13 protein-coding genes and 2 pseudogenes are annotated in these 16,351 nt (G+C 66.5%); 8 read left to right on the top strand and 7 right to left on the bottom strand.

Going from position 1 to position 16,351, the window contains the following annotated elements; all coding sequences use genetic code 11:
• Positions 1-23 precede the first annotated feature (23 nt).
• Positions 24-1,160 carry a Gfo/Idh/MocA family protein gene (locus tag BMX78_RS19725; RefSeq protein ID WP_091423289.1) on the top strand — a complete coding sequence of 379 codons (1,137 nt, stop codon included), beginning with the start codon at positions 24-26 and terminating at the stop codon, positions 1,158-1,160.
• Positions 1,160-1,909, top strand: coding sequence for a ThuA domain-containing protein (locus BMX78_RS19720; RefSeq protein ID WP_091423287.1), 750 nt, complete (start codon positions 1,160-1,162; stop codon positions 1,907-1,909). The genes BMX78_RS19725 and BMX78_RS19720 overlap by 1 nt, the downstream gene beginning before the upstream one ends.
• A 2-nt stretch (positions 1,910-1,911) precedes the next feature.
• Here BMX78_RS19720 and BMX78_RS19715 read toward each other — a convergent pair whose 3' ends face one another.
• Genes BMX78_RS19715 through BMX78_RS19700 form a run of 4 tightly spaced genes read right to left on the bottom strand, consistent with a single transcriptional unit; the run spans position 1,912 to position 7,815 of the window.
• Entirely contained in the window at positions 1,912-3,843 is a 1,932-nt protein-coding gene (locus tag BMX78_RS19715) for a DUF2264 domain-containing protein (RefSeq protein WP_091423284.1), read from the bottom strand.
• Positions 3,844-3,881: 38 nt separating this feature from the next.
• Positions 3,882-4,628, bottom strand: a complete 747-nt coding sequence (locus BMX78_RS19710) for a ThuA domain-containing protein (protein ID WP_286139183.1) — start codon at positions 4,626-4,628, stop codon at positions 3,882-3,884.
• Entirely contained in the window at positions 4,625-5,776 is a 1,152-nt protein-coding gene (locus BMX78_RS19705; protein WP_091423281.1) for a LacI family DNA-binding transcriptional regulator, read from the bottom strand. The genes BMX78_RS19710 and BMX78_RS19705 overlap by 4 nt, the downstream gene beginning before the upstream one ends.
• Positions 5,773-7,815 (bottom strand): heparinase II/III family protein, encoded by a 2,043-nt coding sequence (locus BMX78_RS19700; protein WP_286139182.1) that lies wholly within the window; start codon positions 7,813-7,815, stop codon positions 5,773-5,775. The genes BMX78_RS19705 and BMX78_RS19700 overlap by 4 nt, the downstream gene beginning before the upstream one ends.
• A 159-nt stretch (positions 7,816-7,974) precedes the next feature.
• On the opposite strand from BMX78_RS19700, the gene BMX78_RS19695 reads away from it, so the two are divergent.
• The 6 genes from BMX78_RS19695 to BMX78_RS19670 are packed head-to-tail and all read left to right on the top strand — an operon-like array spanning position 7,975 to position 14,697.
• Positions 7,975-8,988, top strand: a complete 1,014-nt coding sequence (locus tag BMX78_RS19695; protein ID WP_091423277.1) for a hydroxyacid dehydrogenase — start codon at positions 7,975-7,977, stop codon at positions 8,986-8,988.
• A 55-nt stretch (positions 8,989-9,043) separates the two neighbouring features.
• Entirely contained in the window at positions 9,044-10,324 is a 1,281-nt protein-coding gene (locus BMX78_RS19690) for an ABC transporter substrate-binding protein (protein WP_091423275.1), read from the top strand.
• An 8-nt stretch (positions 10,325-10,332) separates the two neighbouring features.
• On the top strand, positions 10,333-11,256 hold the full coding sequence (locus BMX78_RS19685) for a carbohydrate ABC transporter permease (protein ID WP_091423273.1): 924 nt from the start codon (positions 10,333-10,335) through the stop codon (positions 11,254-11,256).
• Positions 11,256-12,212, top strand: coding sequence for a carbohydrate ABC transporter permease (locus tag BMX78_RS19680; protein WP_091423271.1), 957 nt, complete (start codon positions 11,256-11,258; stop codon positions 12,210-12,212). The genes BMX78_RS19685 and BMX78_RS19680 overlap by 1 nt, the downstream gene beginning before the upstream one ends.
• On the top strand, positions 12,209-12,949 hold the full coding sequence (locus BMX78_RS19675) for a YesL family protein (protein WP_091423269.1): 741 nt from the start codon (positions 12,209-12,211) through the stop codon (positions 12,947-12,949). The genes BMX78_RS19680 and BMX78_RS19675 overlap by 4 nt, the downstream gene beginning before the upstream one ends.
• Positions 12,946-14,697 (top strand): glycoside hydrolase family 35 protein, encoded by a 1,752-nt coding sequence (locus tag BMX78_RS19670; RefSeq protein ID WP_091423266.1) that lies wholly within the window; start codon positions 12,946-12,948, stop codon positions 14,695-14,697. Before BMX78_RS19675 ends, BMX78_RS19670 begins: the two co-directional genes overlap by 4 nt.
• A 5-nt stretch (positions 14,698-14,702) precedes the next feature.
• Here the strand turns inward: BMX78_RS19670 and BMX78_RS19665 are convergent, their stop codons facing one another.
• From BMX78_RS19665 to BMX78_RS19655, 3 genes and pseudogenes are all read right to left on the bottom strand, one after another.
• On the bottom strand, positions 14,703-15,182 hold the full coding sequence (locus BMX78_RS19665; RefSeq protein WP_091423505.1) for a hypothetical protein: 480 nt from the start codon (positions 15,180-15,182) through the stop codon (positions 14,703-14,705).
• Between the two features lie 25 nt (positions 15,183-15,207).
• Positions 15,208-15,384 (bottom strand): annotated as a pseudogene (locus BMX78_RS19660) (copper amine oxidase); the annotation flags it as partial.
• A gap of 156 nt (positions 15,385-15,540) precedes the next feature.
• Positions 15,541-15,911: pseudogene (locus BMX78_RS19655) on the bottom strand (transposase); the annotation flags it as partial.
• Positions 15,912-16,351 lie beyond the last annotated feature (440 nt).

Below are 16,351 nucleotides of genomic sequence, written 5' to 3'. Positions count from 1 at the left end.
GCAAACCCTTAAGGAACCCTCTTTTGACCAACGAGCAACAGCCCTCAGCGCAGCCCGCCGTTCTCCCGGAAGCACCTCCGGCGCAGGAGCTGCGGGTGGGTGTTGTTGGCATCGGCTGGGCCGGCCAGCAGCACCTGAAGGCCTATGAAGCCCTGGACGGCGTGAGCATCGTTTCGCTGGCCGGGATGGAGCAGGAGCTCCGCGACTCACTGCAGGCCGAATACTCCATCCCCAACGCCTTCGCCGACTGGAAAGACATGCTGGACCACGGCGGCCTGGACGCCATCAGCGTTGCTGTACCAACCTTCCTGCACGCCCCCATCGCCGTCGCCGCCCTGGAACGCGGCATCCACGTGCTGAGCGAGAAGCCCATCGCGCGCAACGCCGCCGAAGGCCAGGCCATGGTGGACGCGGCACGCAAGGCCGGGCGCGTTTTGGATGTCGCCTTCAACCACCGCCGCCGCGGCGATATCCAGGCGCTCAAGGGCGTGATCGACGCCGGCGGCCTGGGCCGCCCCTACTACGCCAAGGCATCCTGGCTGCGCCGCTCCGGCATCCCCACGCTGGGCAGCTGGTTCACCAACCCCGAACTCGCCGGCGGCGGCCCGCTGGCGGACATCGGCGTCCACGCCCTGGACTACGCGCTGCACCTGCTCGGTGAGCCCAAGGTGATGGCCGTCTCGGCAGCCACCCACTCGGAGCTGGGCCCGCAGGGCCGCGGCGGCGGAAAAGAGTACTCGGCCCTCGCCTCCGCCCACGCCTTCGAGGTGGAAGACTTCGCGTCGGCCTTCCTGAGGCTTGAGGGCGGCGGAACCCTGCTGATCGAGGCAAGCTGGGCAACCTACCGCGAGACGGACGACCTCCTGGACTTCACCATTTACGGAACCGACGGCGGCGCCGAACTCAAGGTGCAGGGCGCGCCTTTCCCCGCAGTGGGCCAGCTCCGGGTGTTCACGGACAAGGACGGCGAATCCGCCGACTACGTCCCCCCGGTCCTGCCGGGCCGCGCCCACGATGCAGTGGTGGAAGACTTCATCACCGCCGTACGCGGGGGCGAGGCGGTGTGGGGCGAACACGACGGCTCCCTGGCTCTTTACCGGGCACAGATCATCGACGCGTGCTACCAGTCAGCGCTGGAGCAGAAGGAGGTTCGACTCTAATGAACGACAAACTGAGGATCCGGGTGTGGAACGAGGGCGTCCACGAGGCCATCAACGAGCCGTCCCACATCGGTGAGATCTACCCGGACGGCATCCACGGTGCCATCGCGGGCGGCCTCCGCTCCTACTACCCGGAGGCGGACATCACGACGGCGGTCCTCGCCACCGACGATGAGCACGGCCTGGACGAGGAGGTGCTCGCCGAGACGGACGTCCTGCTGTGGTGGGGACACATGGCCCATCACGAGGTGAGCGACGCCGTCGTCGAACGCGTCCACCGTCACGTGCTGGGCGGCATGGGGCTGATCGTGCTTCACTCGGGCCACTTCGCCAAGGTGTTCACCAAACTGCTGGGCACCAGCTGCTCACTGGCATGGCGGAACGACGGCGAGCGCGAGCTGGTATGGACGGTCAAGCCCTCGCACCCCATCGCCGAAGGCGTGGACAGTCCCATCGTGATCCCCGAGCAGGAGATGTACGGCGAGCTGTTCGACATCCCGGACCCCGACGACCTGATTTTCATCAGCTCCTTCGCGGGCGGCGAGGTGTTCCGCTCCGGCGTCACCTTCACCCGGGGCAAGGGGCGCATCTTCTACTTCAGCCCCGGCGACCAGGAGTACCCGGTGTACCACCACCCGCAGATCCAGCGGGTCCTGGCCAACGGCGTGAAGTGGGCCGCCCAGCCGGGCCTGCACCGCGCGGCGCCGGAAGTCACCAACCCGGCCCGGGAGTGGTTCGGCCAGGGCTAGGCTTACCTGTCCAAAAACTCCAGCGCCGCGGCCAGGGGGAGGGTGGCGCCGTCGGCGAATTCGAACCGGCCGCCGCCGTCCTGCTCCACCGGGACAAAGCGGATGGCATGGGAGTCCGCGCTTCCCTCGCCGGTGAGGACCACGACGGCGGCATAGTCGCCGTCGTTCCCCGTGCCCGAGGTGCCAATCCAGGGAATGGTCAGCTGCTCCCCCATGGGGTGCGGTTCGTCCCGGCGCCAGGTTCCGGCGTTGTCCAAGAACGAGCCGAAACCGGCCACGGGGTGGATGCCGCTGACCATCCCGGAACCCGCATCCACCGGCCAGCCGCCCATGCGGAGTGTGGCTGCCGGTGCCGACGCCGTGCCGCGCACGCGGACCAGCCGCAGCTCCACGGAGCCGCGCGTCGCCGAGACCACTGTCACCTCCGGTCCCGCGGTGGCGGTGCCCTTGGCGCCGCTGCCGTGGTCCGGACCGGCGTCGGGATCAACGGCAATCCAGTTCACCGTTCCGCGGGAAACACCCACCAGCACGCCGTCCAGGTCCTGCTGCCCCAGGTACTCAAAGCCCGTCCTGTGCGTGGGCTTGCCGTCGCCGTCTACCAGGACGACGGCGTTGTCCAGGGATTCCGGCTCGAGGTCCGGGAAAGTGGAGGTGGAGTAGCCGAGCCGGGCGTAGAGGGGCGAGTCAGCCACCGCCGCTCCCACGTTGGCGTGGTCCGTACCGTGGTTCCGGATCCGGACCACGCCGTCGGCTACCGTGCCGTTCACCTGCCAGCCGGGTGCCGCCAGCAAGCGGCGCGTGTCACTGACTTCCACCGGCAGCGGCTCCTCCACAGCTGTCCAGGCGGTATGGTTGGCGGGCAGGGCCAGGCCCAGCATGCCCTTGGCCGCCCAGTAGGGTGAGCCGGCGCCGGAATAGGACTGCTTCATTCCCGGAAACTCACCGTGGAAGCCGATGGAGAGCAGCCCGTCATCCGTGATGGAGGCGCGCTTGACGAAATAGTCCAGGATCCCGGAGGCGGCCCGCCGGCTGAGGCCCGCGCTCAGCCTGGTGTTGCCCAACAACTGGCCGGACCAGAACGGCGCCGCGGCGGCGAAGCGGTAGATAAGGCTGCGGCCCTGGATCAGCGGGGCGCCGTTGGCTCCCACCAGGTGCACGGCGTCATCCAGGAAATCCGCGAGCCGGCCGCCGTCGAGTTGTGCCCGTGCTTTGACCCGGGCATCCTCCGGCGCCATGAGCTGCAAAAGCTGCGGGTAGACCTGGAAGGCCCAGCCCACGTAGTGGTCGTAAGCGCGTTCCGGCCCGTCGGCGAACCAGCCGTGGTGGCGGTAGAGGGAGTCGTGGATGGCCAGGCCGGCGTCGATGTCCTCGTCGGAATACTTACCGCCGACGGAGGCCAGGAAGGTCTCCACCACAATCTGGAACCAGACCCAGTTGATGGGCGGGTACTCCTCGCCGATGACAGTCTCAAACCAGGCGACCAGCTGCTCCTGGACCCGTTGCGGAAGCTTGTCCCACAGGACCTCCCTGGTCAGCGCCAGGCCAACGGCCAGGGACGCTGCCTCCACTTTGGCCTGGCCGAGCTCCCCCGGCGTGGGCCAGCGGTCCGGGTTGGCGGGGTGGGTTCCGGCGTCCAGGCCCTGGGCGTACCAGTCCGCCAGCCAGCCAGTGCCTTCAGGATCCCCCTTGATACGGAAGGAGGCCAGCAGGAAGGTCCGGGCAAAGGCTTCCAGTGAGTCGCTTGCCGGGCCGTAGGCGCTGTTGGCTCCGGGCAGGTGGAGATTGGCATGGTCCTCCGTGGCGTAGCGCTGGGCCGAGCGCAGCAGGTAGTCGGCGTAGGCGCACCAGTGCTCCCGGGTCAGGCCGGTGTAGGGCGAGAGCCGGCGGTCCAAGGGCGGCAGGGCAAGGGAAACAGGAGGAGCTGTGGTTGGCATGGATTCCTCGGGTATCAGGGGCAGAGGGGGTTCGGTGTTCAGGCCGTCAGCCAGGCAAGGGCGCGGCGGAGCAGTTCCCGGTGTTCGGTGGATTCGTAGGAGGCGGCGTCATGGCCCAGGGCGTCGTAGAAGGTCCGGCCGGCTCGGGAGCCCGGCGCAGCAGGATCCCCACCCCGCTCGAAGGACCACATCACCGGGTGCTCCACGCCGTCATGGGTGTGGGTGGCATGGACCGTAATGCCCGGAGCGGTCCGCAGCCAGCTGTACCGCTCATCCGGGAGCTTGAAGTCGCCAATCCCGGCAACGAGCGGTCCGGAACCGGGCAGGATGTGGATGGCGGCCGGCCCATACTCCGGATGCATGGACTGGCCCCGCACCCACCGGCCGCCCAACCCGGCTTCCCATTCGGGCAGGTCCACAAAACTGGTGGAGCTGACATGGCTGGCCAGCAAAGGACGGGTTGAGCTGAGCCAGCGGGTCAGCCCTGCCGCGGCATCAGGGGTACCGGGGGACGGCTGCCCGTCGCGGGGAAGGCCTACGTTGACCGCCAGGAGGTCGGGCAGGGCGGTGTCATCGGCGGCGGCGAGGCCCTCCAGGGCGGCGTCCACGTCAGGGGGAATGTCGACGTCGTAACCCGCCTCCCGCAGCAGCCCGGCCAGAGCCGCGGAGGTCTCAGCAAACGGATGCCAGGGGTCGGCATAACGGCCGACGCCGCTGAGCAGCAGCGCTTTAGGCTGCGAGGAGACGCCGGGTGAGGCGGATTCCGGCACCTGCCCGGCCGTCACAGGGATTCCTGCAACACGTCGGCATTGGGCACCCGCGGCGCACCGATGGAGGATTCGCGCAGGATCAGCTCAGGGTTCAGCTCAATGCGGTGCACCGGCCGCATTCTTCCCTCGGCCAGGCGGGCAGCCATCAGCTGCACTGCCACCTTCCCCACATACTGTTTGGGCGGCCGCACCGCCGAGATGGCGGGCTCGGCGAGGTAGGCCACCTCGTCGTCGTACCCCACGATGGCCATGTCCCCCGGCACCGCCCGTCCCCGGTCCGCGCAGTGCTGCACAAAAGCCACCGCCTGGGTGTCCGAATGGACCAGCATGGCAGTGGTCCCGGTCTTTTCGCACAGCTCCAGGACGTGGTCGAAGTGCTTGGCGCGTTCGCCGTTCTCCTGTTTCGCCGAGTCCTCGTGCACGGATCCCTCCAGTGGAATCTTCAGGGCAGCAAGGGCCTGCCGCCAGCCGCGCACCACATGCGGGCTGGTGGGGCTGGAGGAGTCGGTAAGGCAGCCGATCCGCCGGTGCCCCTCCTGCCACAGGTGCCGGACCGCCATTCCCGCGCCGAACGCATGGTCCGTGGCCACCCACTCCAGCCGGTGGGCAGGGATTTCGGCCGGCGACCGGCGTTCCGCCAGCACCACGGGAATGGGCAGCGCGTTGAGCCAGCGCAGCAATTCCTGGCCCTGGTCACCGGTCATGTCCGGCGCCACGATCAGCCCGTCCACATTCTGGTTGTCCAGCAGCGCCTGCACCTGCCGGCGGTTGTCCGCGGCGTCGTAGGCGGAACCGCGCACCATGATCCGGAGGTTCTGCTCCTCCGCCTCGGCGCGCGCCCCACTGATGACCTGCGGCCAGTAGTAGTCCAGCGACGGCACCACCATGCCGATGGCATAGCTGTGCGGCTGCGGCCGGCCCGCAGCCGCTGAGCGGTCCAGCCGGCTGGGCAGTGTTGCCCCGCCATGGACGCGGGAGACCAGCCCTTCGTCCGCGAGGAGGTTGACGTCGCGCCGGATGGTCAGCTCGCTGACTCCCAGTTTCGCGGCGATGTCGCGGACCGTAATGGCACCGTGGGCCCGCAGTTCCTCCATCAGCCGCTCCCTGCGCTGGAGTGAAAAGAGCGCCTTGCCGGCTGCTTCGTGCGGTAGTTCAGGACTCATGGCGTGGCCTCCACGGTGAGGGTGAATGCGCCGGCGGCGCTGGACAGTTCGGCGATTGGATGGGCGGGCACAGCGACGGGCTGGCGGAAGCGCAGGCGCGTGAGCTTTGCACCCCAGATGTCCGCGAGGAGGGGATCGTCCAGCGGCCACTCATCAACGAGGACGACGGCGGCGGCCGGCTCCCAGCGCAGTTCGGCTCCGCGGGTGGTCCCGGCGGCGGCGGGAATGCCCGCTGGCAGGACGGTGGCTGCGCCATGCCCCACGGTGACGGTACCGGCGGCAAGGTAGGTGATGTCGACGTCGGACGTTCCGTTTACCGGCGGAACACCAAGCTCCCAGCGGTCCTCGACGATTGCTGTCCGGGCTTTCCGGTCCAGCGATGTGGTGCGGATCCACTGGTCCGGCCGCACCCCATAGGCCGCGCCGAGCGCCAGCTGCAACGTAGGGTCCGCGGGATCGGGAGCCTTCAGAACCTTGGCCGCAAACTCCGCGCCCGTGCCCTGCTCCAAGCCGAACGGTGCCGGAACGCTGTGCCAGGCACTTTGCATGGCCCGGATATCGTAGCGATCCGGGCCGAACGTCTTTGCCGTATACGTCGGCTGGCCGGCGTCAACCAGAAGCGGAATTCCGTCAACCGCAACCACCACTGAACCCACGTCGCGGTGGTTGTGGTGTTCGTCGTTGTGTCCGCCCTTGGCGGCAAGGAACAGGCCCTCTTCGGTGCCGCCTTGCTCGCGCGCCGCCATAATCTGTACCGACGGCAGGTAGGTGAAGGGAACGAGCGGCGACTGGGCGGGCGTGGGGGTATCGGCGGCGTTCAGGAGCGAATGAAGGACACGGCCCAGGCCTGCCGCCGCCTCCGGCCGGGCCGGAGCACAAGCCGCCGCATGCCGTGCGGCGTCCTGGTCACCCAGGCGCACTGCCCAGCGGTGCAGCATGTCCCACGGCAGCGCTTTAGCTGCGCGGGCGGGACCGTCAGCGACGTTCAGGAACCAGTCCCCGCCGATGTGCATCCGGTGCGGGAAGGCCACGAGCTCCCGGATTACCGGAAGGTCCGCATCAAGCGCACCGCCGGTGGCTTCCTCCAGCAAGGCAAGCCCTTCGAGCATCCGCCCTGCCCCGTTCCACCAGTAGGCGAAGCCCTCGTCGATGGCGCCGTCCGCCGGGAGGGAGGCGAGGAAGCGGTCCAGTCCCTCGATACACCGCGCCACTGTTCGAGCCTGTTCGTTTGGATCGTCGAGAAGGAAAATCGCGGCTGCCAGGAGGTTGGAGTGGATCCAGGGATTCCAGTTGTGGACGTTGCCGTCCAGCCCCAGCCAGTGCCAGTCGAGGCGGTCCAGGAAGGGGCGGATCACCCGTTCCGCGGTTTCCTCCCGGATGCGGCGCCGCAGGCCGGGAGCCCTGCTGTCCAGGCGGTCGCCCAGGACGTGGTCCACCCAGGCAAGCTGGGCGGCAACCTCCCCGGCACCCAGGTCCAGGTATGGCCGGGATCTGCGCGGCACCACCTCCCCGGAGCGGGAAAGGACGTCATCGTGCGCGGCCCAGCTCCAGGAACTTTGCTCGCACAGGAGGTACGCGCCGTCGATCACTCCGTCGAGCCAGTCCGGCTCGTCCCTATCGTTCACAGCCGGGTCCGCGTGCGTGTCCGGATACGCACCCGTGTCCGTGCCTGTGCCTGTGTCCGGGTCCGGGTCCGGGTTCGGGAACAAACACATCAGCACCGCCCGGGTGAGGCGCTGCTGGCGTGCCGCCACCAGGCCTTCGTAGGCGGTGCGGTTCCCGTCGCGGAAATAGCGGGCGTAATGCGAGACGAGGGGCTGCGGCCAGGGGGTGCCCCTCTCTTCGCCGGCATGCTGGCGCAGTGCCACGAGCAGCCCGGCGGGAACTCTCTCCCAGACCCTTTCCCCTGCCGGCCGCACACGCATGCGCCGGGGGGCATCACGAAGCAACTCTGTCAGTTCAAGCCCGGCGGACTTGTTGCCCCATGCGGACGCCAGCGGCATTTCACGGGTGGCCGTCGGCAGGGTGTTGGGCGTCATGGACTTCTTTCGAATGTTCGAGTGTGATCGTTTTAGAACGATCGGGAACAGCTTGAATGAACTGTCTTGTTTATGAGTATCTACTGATTGTTAGATGTGATGCAAGACATGATTCAGCCCCTACGGGTCAAGCCACAGAATGCGAAAGGAGGATCCCTGATGTCACGAAAGCCCAAGGCGCTGCTGGTCATGAACAGTGGAACCTTTGCCGATCAATTTGATTCAACCCGGCTGGAACGGCTGGGAAAAGTCGTTGACCTCGGCGCGGACCCCTGGACTGATTCGCTCGATGGTGCGGAGCTCACGGAGCGGCTTTCCGACGTCGAAATCCTCCTGACCAGCTGGGGCGTGCCCCGCCTGGACGCCGGCCGCCTGGAGCGGATGCCCAAGCTTCGGGCAGTGTTCCACTGCGCGGGAACCGTCCGCAGCTTCGTCAGCGAGGAACTGTGGGACCGCGGCATCCTGGTGACCAACGGTGCGGACGCCAACGCCATCCCGGTGGCCGAGTTCACGTTCGCGTCCATCGTCCTGGCCGGCAAGAAGGCGCACGTACTGTCCAATGACGCCCGCACCTTCCGCGAGGACTGGAGCTACACCACCCGGCGCGGCGAGCTCGGCAACATCGGCCGGGTGGTGGGCGTCATCGGGTTCTCCCGCATCGGACGCCGGGTGGTGCAGCTGGTACAGCAGCTGCAGGACGTGACCTGCCTGGTCAGCGATCCGCACGCCGATCCGAGGGCAGTGGCAGCGGCCGGCGGACACCTTGTTCCGCTGGCGGAGCTGCTGCCGGCCTCGGACATCGTCACGGTCCATGCCCCCGCCCTGCCGGAAACCCGGCACATGATCGGGGCACCGGAACTGCAGGCCATGAAGGACCACGCCACCCTGATCAACACCGCCCGGGGTTCACTCGTTGACACCGCGGCGTTGGAAGCAGAATGCGCCACCGGCCGCATCATGGCCCTGCTGGACGTCACCGAACCGGAGCCGTTGCCCGCGGATTCGAAGCTCTACGACCTTCCCAACGTCATCATCACCCCCCACATCGCCGGTTCACTGGGCACCGAAACCCGGAGGATGTCCGACGCCGCACTAGACGACCTGGAACGGTACCTCACCGGCCGGGACCTCCTCGCCCAGGTCCTCCACGAGGACCTCTCCCTCAGCGCCTGACCAAAGAACACCGCCGCCGCTACGGCAAAATTGAAACCCTACAAAGGAGATCGCAATGAAGCGCACAACCCTCGCCGCCATCGCCCTGGCAGTGACCGCCGGGCTTGGCCTGACCGGTTGCGCAGGTGCCGCAGGCCCAGCCGAACCCCAGGGCCAGGACGGCAAGACCCGCCTGACGGTGTCCGTCTGGAACTACGAAGGCACCCCGGAGTTCAAGGCACTCTTTGATGCCTATGAGGCCGCCAACCCGAAGGTGGACATCGAGCCGGTGGACATCCTCGCCGATGACTACCCGCAGAAAGTCACCACCATGCTGGCCGGCGGCGACACGACGGATGTCCTGACCATGAAGAACGTCATCGACTATTCCCGGTACGCGAACAACGGCCAGCTGCAGGAAATCAACAGCGTGGTGGACAAGGTGGGCAAGGACAACCTCGCCGGCAGCGACGCCTTCGACATCAACGGCAAGTACTTCGCCGCCCCATACCGCCAGGACTTCTGGCTGCTCTACTACAACAAGGACCTGTTCAAGGCCGCCGGAATCGACGATCCCAAGGACCTGACCTGGGAGAAGTACACGGAGCTCGCCAAGAAGCTCTCCACCGAGGCCGGCGGCAAGAAGGTCTACGGCACCTACCACCACATCTGGCGCTCCACGGTCCAGGCCATCGCAGCCGCACAAAACCACGCGGACCAGAACAGCGGCGACTACAGCTTCATGAAGGACCAGTACAACACCACCCTGGACCTGCAGAAGAGCGGCGCCACCCTGGACTTCGGCACGGCCAAGAGCCAGAAAACCAGCTACCGCACCATGTTTGAATCCGGCCAGGCGGCCATGATGCCCATGGGCACCTGGTACATCGCCGGTATCCTGCAGGCCAAGAAGGACGGCAAGACCAACGTCAACTGGGGCCTGGCTCCCCTGCCGCAGAAGGACTCCAACGGTGAGGTCTCCACGTTCGGCTCCCCCACGGCCTTCGCCGTGAACAAGAACGCCTCCCACTCTGACGAAGCCAAGAAGTTCATCGAATGGGCCGCCGGTGAAGAGGGCGCCAAGGCCATCTCCAAGATCGGCGTTGTCCCGGCCCTGCAGAACGATGCCATCACCGCCGAGTACTTCAAGCTCGACGGCATGCCCACGGACGAGCTGTCCAAGAAAGCCTTCACCCCGGACGAAACCGCCCTCGAAATGCCGGTCAGCGACAAGTCCGCCGCAACGGACAAGGTCCTGAACCAGGAGCACGACCTCATTATGGTGGGCGAGCGCTCCGTCACTGACGGCCTCGCCGAGATGGGCAAGCGCGTCAAGAGCGAAGTCCTCGGACAGTAACAGCCATCATGACAACAAAAACACTTCCTCCCGTTGCCCCGGCTGCCAGCCGGGGCAACCGGAAGCAGGCCCGGCGGAACACCCTGATTGGCTGGACCTTCATCCTGCCGAACTTCCTGGGCTTCCTGGCCTTTACACTCATTCCGGTTCTCGCAGCGTTCGCCCTCTCCTTTATGGAATGGACCTCGTTCACGGCACCGAAGTGGGTGGGGCTGGCCAACTTCCAGCGCATGCTGGCCAGCGACACCTTCTGGGTGGCGCTGCGCAACACAGTCGCCTACGCCCTGGGCCACGTCCCCCTCACCATGGCACTGGCACTGCTCCTGGCCATGCTGCTGAACCGCAAGCTCAAGGGCATCGGCTTCTTCCGGGTGGCCATCTTCTTCCCCTACATCACCTCGCTGGTGGCTGTCGCCGTCGTCTGGAACATGCTCTTCAGCCCGGACAGCGGCCCCATCAACCAGTTCCTGCACTCGATCGGTATCGCCGAAGCTCCCGGCTGGACGTCCAGCTCCGACTGGGCCATGCCCGCCGTCATCATCACCAGCGTCTGGCGGGACATGGGCTACTACATGGTCCTCTACCTGGCCGGCCTGCAGGCCATCCCCAATGAGCTCTACGAAGCGGCGGAAGTGGACGGCGCCAGCGCCTGGCAGCGCTTCTGGAACGTGACCATCCCGTCGCTGCGGCCCACCACCTTCTTCGTAGTGGTGATGCTGACAGTCTCAAGCTTCAAGGTCTTTGACCTCATCGTGGTCATGACCAACGGCGGCCCGGGCCGCTCCACCACGGTGCTGTCCCAGCTCATTTACCAGGAGGGCATCGGCGAAGGTAAGTTCGGCTACTCGTCGGCCATCTCGCTGGTGCTGTTCCTCATCGTCCTGACGGTCACCGTCCTGCAGTTCAAGATCCAACAGCGGAGGGAACGCTGATGACCAACATGGCCGAAGACCTCAAGGCCGAGGCACCCTTTGCCAAGGCGGGGCTGGCACCTGCGGAAGGCCGCCGTCGTACGCCTGGTACCGGCACGCGGGGTTCCGGGCAGCGCAAACGCTCCACTCGCGAACGGAAAGCCCGCACCACGGATACCGTGATCTACGCCGTGCTGGCCGTGCTGGTGGTGGCGCTGATGGTGCCGTTCATCTGGATGGTGTCCTCGTCACTGAAGGAGAACAACCAGGTCCTCACGGTTCCCATCCAGTGGATCCCGTCCGAGTTTGTGTGGAGCAACTACACGGACATCTGGACCCGGATTCCCATGATGGGATACCTGCAGAACTCTCTGTACCTGGCCGTCATCATCACGTGCCTGCAGGTGCTCACCGGGTCCCTGGCCGCCTACGGGTTCTCAAAAGTCCGCTTTCCGGGCCGCGACGTGCTGTTCCTGGCCTACATCGGCACCATCGCCGTGCCGTGGCAGGCCTACATGGTGCCGCAGTACATCATGATGCAGAACCTGGGCCTGACCAACAGCTTCAACGCCCTGATCCTGCTGCAGGCGTTCGGAGCGTTCGGGGTGTTCCTGATGCGCCAGTACTACATGACCATCCCGGACGAACTGTGTGAGGCGGCCCGCATCGACGGCCTGAGCGAGTACGGCATCTGGGCACGGGTGATCCTGCCGCTGTCCAAGCCGGCCCTGGCCAGCCTTGCACTGCTGACGTTCGTGAACACCTGGAACGACTACATGGGCCCGTTCATCTACCTCACGTCCAACCGCCTCTGGACCGTCCAGCTGGGGCTTCGCTCCTTTGTGGGCCAGTTCGACGCCGAGTACGCCATGATCATGACCGGCTCCGTGATCTCGGTGATCCCCATTCTGGTTATCTTCCTGCTGGGCCAGCGCTACTTCATCCAGGGCATCGCCACGAGCGGCATGAAAGGATGAGCTCCGTGGCACAGCACCAACCCCGGCGGCGCGGACTGGCGGGCCGGATTCCGAGCCCCGGGTTCGAAACGTTCGGCGGCATCTTCGGCTTCGTCTACACCTTCCTGGCCGGGAACGTGTTGATGGCGCTGGCCAACGCTCCGCTGGTGCTGTGCCTTGCCCTTGTGGCCGATCCCATCGCGGCGTGGCCGTTCTTCCTGGCCCTCTCGGTGACGGTTCCGCCGTCGCTCGCCGGCCTGTTTGCCGCCTTCCAGGCACTGAACGACGACGGCACTGCGGTGAAGCCGGTCGCCTCCTTCCTGCGGGGTTACCGGCGCGGCTTCCGGAAGGTCGCCCCGCTCGGGCTTGCCGCCGTCGCGGTGCTGCTGTTCCTCGGTGTGGACCTCGCGATAGTCCAGGCGCTGCCCGCCGGAGCGGTGCTGGTTCCCGTCATTGTGGTGGCGGCGGCCGTGGTGGTGAGTGTGGCGGTGCTGTCCGTCGCCGGGGCCGTGCTGCTCCCGGACGCCCGGCTCAGAAGCCTGGTGAAGGCGTCCCTCTACCTCTGCGTCCAGCGCTGGTACCTGAGCCTGGCCATGCTGGTACTGCTCGGCATTATCGCCTCGGCCGCGCTCCTCCAACCGGTCCTGGGCGTGGCCCTGGCGCCGGCGCCCCTGCTGTTTGTGGTCTGGAGCAACGCAGCGTACGCGTTCCATGCGGTCCTCGGTGGCCGTGACACAACCCCGGAGGAATCTCCTTGAACACCTTCGCCATTGGCGACCACGACTTCCTGCTGGACGGGGAGCCCTTCCGGATTGTCTCCGGCGCCATCCACTACTTCCGGGTCCACCCGGACCAGTGGGCGGACCGGATCCACAAGGCCCGGCTTATGGGGCTGAACACCATCGAGACCTACGTGCCGTGGAACGAACACTCCCCCGCACCAGGGGCTTTCCGTACTGACGGCGGCCTTGACCTTGGGCGTTTCCTTGATCTGGTGGCAGCCGAAGGAATGCAGGCCATCGTCCGGCCGGGCCCCTACATCTGCGCCGAGTGGGATAACGGAGGATTACCCGCATGGCTGTTCAGTGATCCCACAGTGGGTGTGCGCAGCAGCGAACCCGCTTACCTCGCCGCCGTCGACTCCTTCCTCGGCAGCCTGCTGCCCATCGTCGTCGAACGCCAAATCACCCGCGGCGGACCAGTCATCCTGTTCCAGATCGAGAACGAGTACGGCGCGTACGGCAACGACAAGGCGTACCTCCAGCATCTGATGGACGTTGCGAAACGTGCCGGCGTGGACGTCCCGCTCTTCACCTGCGACCAGCCCTTCGGCACCATGATCGAGGATGGCTCGCTGCCTGAGCTGCACAAGACCGGAACATTCGGTTCCCGCGCCGCCGAACGCCTGGCGTTCCTCCGCGAACGCCAGCCCACGGGGCCGCTGATGTGCGCGGAATTCTGGAACGGCTGGTTCGATAACTGGGGCACCCACCATCACACCACCGACGCCGCCGCTTCCGCAGCCGAGCTCGACGCCCTGCTGACTGCCGGAGCCTCCGTCAACATCTACATGTTCCACGGCGGCACCAACTTCGGCTTCACCAACGGCGCCAATGACAAGGGCATTTACGAGCCCACCATCACGTCCTACGACTACGACGCACCGTTGAGCGAAGATGGCTTCCCCACCGACAAATACTTTGCCTTCCGGGATGTCATCGCCCGGCATTTTGACGTACCGGCCGAGGTTCCTGCGCGACGCGCCGGGGCAGTGGAGTGCGCCGCGTCCGTTGTGTCTTCTGTGCCCCTGTTGAAGGCCATAGAGTCTTTCGGCAGTCCGTTGACGGTCCCCGGATCCCTGCCAGTCAGCGAGGCCACTGGACAGTACCGGGGGTTCCAGTTGTATGAACGGCAGGTGCCCGACGGCGGCGTCCTCAGCTTCGACGAAATCCGTGACCGGGCGCAGTTCTTCCTGGACGGATTCCCCGTGGGGATCCTGAGCCGTGAACTTGGCGAACGTTCGATCTTCCTTCCGAACGGCGGACTGCTGCAGATTGTCGTGGAGGACCAGGGCCGGGTCAATTACGGGCCGCGGATCGGCGAAGTAAAGGGTCTGATCGGGCCAGCGCTGTTGAACGGCGTGGAGGTCCTGGACTGGACGATCCGGCCGCTGGACCTGGGTTCGCTGGATGGTTTCCGTCGTGCCGCCAAGGAACTGCCGGACAATGGAGGAGTGGGCGGCCCCTCGCTGTCCTTCGGATCCTTCGACGCCGAGGGGCCTGGCGACCGGTACCTCCGGCTGGACGGCTGGACCAAGGGCAATGCCTTCATCAACGGTTTCAACCTGGGCCGTTACTGGAGCCGCGGACCACAGCGCACGCTCTACGTACCCGGCCCGCTGATCCGCGAAGGAATCAACGAGTTGGCCATTCTCGAACTGCAAGGCAGCTCGACCCGGGATGTACGGTTCGTCTCTGCTCCGGACCTGGGACCCAACGAGAAGTAGCGCGACTATGCGCCGGGACGCGCCATTGTGGTGCGGTTCTCCTGGCGCAGCCGTGCCATCAGGGTTGTGGCGAGCAGGGCCGTGGCCAGCTCCAGTCCGATGACCAGCAGCAGCTGGATGTTCCCGGTCGCCTGGACAGCGGACGACGCCGGCCTGCCGCCGTGGGCGTGCCCCGCACCTCCCGCGCCGAGCAGCAACGCCGCATGCAGGCCGACCATCAGCAGGGCCGAAAGAGTCACCTGATGCAGGGCGCCCACCCGGCTGTGCCGCCAGATGTGGACGGTGCAGGGTGCGCAGACTGCCGCCAGCGCCACCATCAGAATGCCGAGCCAGGCACCGTGGTGGCCGGCGACCGCCACCCACAGGTGCGCAACGCAGGACCCGGCGGTGACCACGGCGACCAGCCGGGGATGCACGAGGGGACCGCCGGCACGGACGCGTCCCGCCGCCGTCGTACGCTGCTCCGGACTGGGATCACCGCACAGTCCGGACGCCGCACCTGCCGAGAGGCTAGTGGCAGGAGCCACCGGAGGTTCCCTCGCTGTGGCAGGAGGAGGCCTGCTGGCTCGGGTTGGCCGGCACATCCAGCACAGGGCTGCGGTCGAAGAAGCCCTCGGGGCGGAGCTTGAAGCCCACAGTGTCCACGGGCATGATGGGCCAGTCCTCCACCCGCGGGAAATGGGTCAGGATGCCTGCGATGAACGAATAGGCGAGGCCGGAAAGCCCAAGGCCGCGAGCTGAAGGCGGACGCGGCGATCGGCCCTGAGACGCCTGGCGGGGCGCGGACTTCCACTGATCCCGTTGGTGCTTCTTCCCGCTCGTTGGTTGGTGGGGGCTTCGGGGTCAGATCAGGTCCGCAGCAGGACCACGGGGCGGTTTGGGGACTGCGGCGATCCGGCTGTTCGCTTCGAGCAACGCGCCGATGAGGGGTTTCTCCGGTGCGGCACCGTGCAGCAGCAGGTGGTGCCCACGGGCGCGGGTGATGATCTTGTCCGCGGTGGCGAAGAGCCGGCGCGCCAGCGTTTGATGTCCCAGCCCCGCGCCTGGTGGCCGGCGGGCACGGCGGCGAGCTGGAGCCAGGAGACAAGGTTCGCGGCCAGGACCGCGAGGTCCGGCCAGGCATGGTACGCGACGAAATCGAAGAACGGGGGCCTGCCCAGCCCGATGTTCTTCAGCGTCTTGATGCGGCTCTCACAGCGGCCGCGGGCACGATGCCAGGGCGTATGCGAGCGTGTCGAAGAGGGAACGGGCCGGTTGCTGGATGAGGTGCGTGCGGTAACCGGCGGTCGCGGCGTGATGCCGGGCGCAGGTTCTCGCACACGGCGAAGCCGCTGCTTCCCATGCCACGACGGTCGCCGTTTCGCGGGCGTTTAATTTAGACACACTGAGGGTGCTTCGCGCGCTCCCTCATGAAGTCTCACCCGCCGTTTGACATCGTATTCACAACTCTTGACATCGTATCCAAGTCCCCTTATCGTCTAGTGAGCGGGATCACCACGTTGAGGATCCCCTGTCAGAGTCGACAAAACCCGAAGGATGCCCCGAAATGTTCCAACGTATCTCCGCCCGATGCGCATCTTGCAGCTTTCCTGCCGCATCCGGCTCCGTGATTTCGCTGTCCGCGGCGACGAACCAGGTGGGATGAGTGGTGAGC

Source organism: Arthrobacter sp. OV608 (genome assembly GCA_900110595.1).
Lineage (GTDB): Bacteria > Actinomycetota > Actinomycetes > Actinomycetales > Micrococcaceae > Arthrobacter.
The sequence above is the reverse complement of the archived record's forward strand: the minus strand, read 5'-3'. Positions and strand labels throughout refer to the sequence as shown.

Coding starts and splice junctions, on each gene's coding strand:
- BMX78_RS19720 (WP_091423287.1), top strand. CDS start 1,160: ATGAACGACAAACTGAGGATCCGGGTGTGGAACGAGGGCGTCCACGAG.
- BMX78_RS19715 (WP_091423284.1), bottom strand. CDS start 3,843: ATGCCAACCACAGCTCCTCCTGTTTCCCTTGCCCTGCCGCCCTTGGAC.
- BMX78_RS19705 (WP_091423281.1), bottom strand. CDS start 5,776: ATGAGTCCTGAACTACCGCACGAAGCAGCCGGCAAGGCGCTCTTTTCA.
- BMX78_RS19700 (WP_286139182.1), bottom strand. CDS start 7,815: ATGACGCCCAACACCCTGCCGACGGCCACCCGTGAAATGCCGCTGGCG.
- BMX78_RS19695 (WP_091423277.1), top strand. CDS start 7,975: ATGTCACGAAAGCCCAAGGCGCTGCTGGTCATGAACAGTGGAACCTTT.
- BMX78_RS19690 (WP_091423275.1), top strand. CDS start 9,044: ATGAAGCGCACAACCCTCGCCGCCATCGCCCTGGCAGTGACCGCCGGG.
- BMX78_RS19685 (WP_091423273.1), top strand. CDS start 10,333: ATGACAACAAAAACACTTCCTCCCGTTGCCCCGGCTGCCAGCCGGGGC.
- BMX78_RS19680 (WP_091423271.1), top strand. CDS start 11,256: ATGACCAACATGGCCGAAGACCTCAAGGCCGAGGCACCCTTTGCCAAG.
- BMX78_RS19675 (WP_091423269.1), top strand. CDS start 12,209: ATGAGCTCCGTGGCACAGCACCAACCCCGGCGGCGCGGACTGGCGGGC.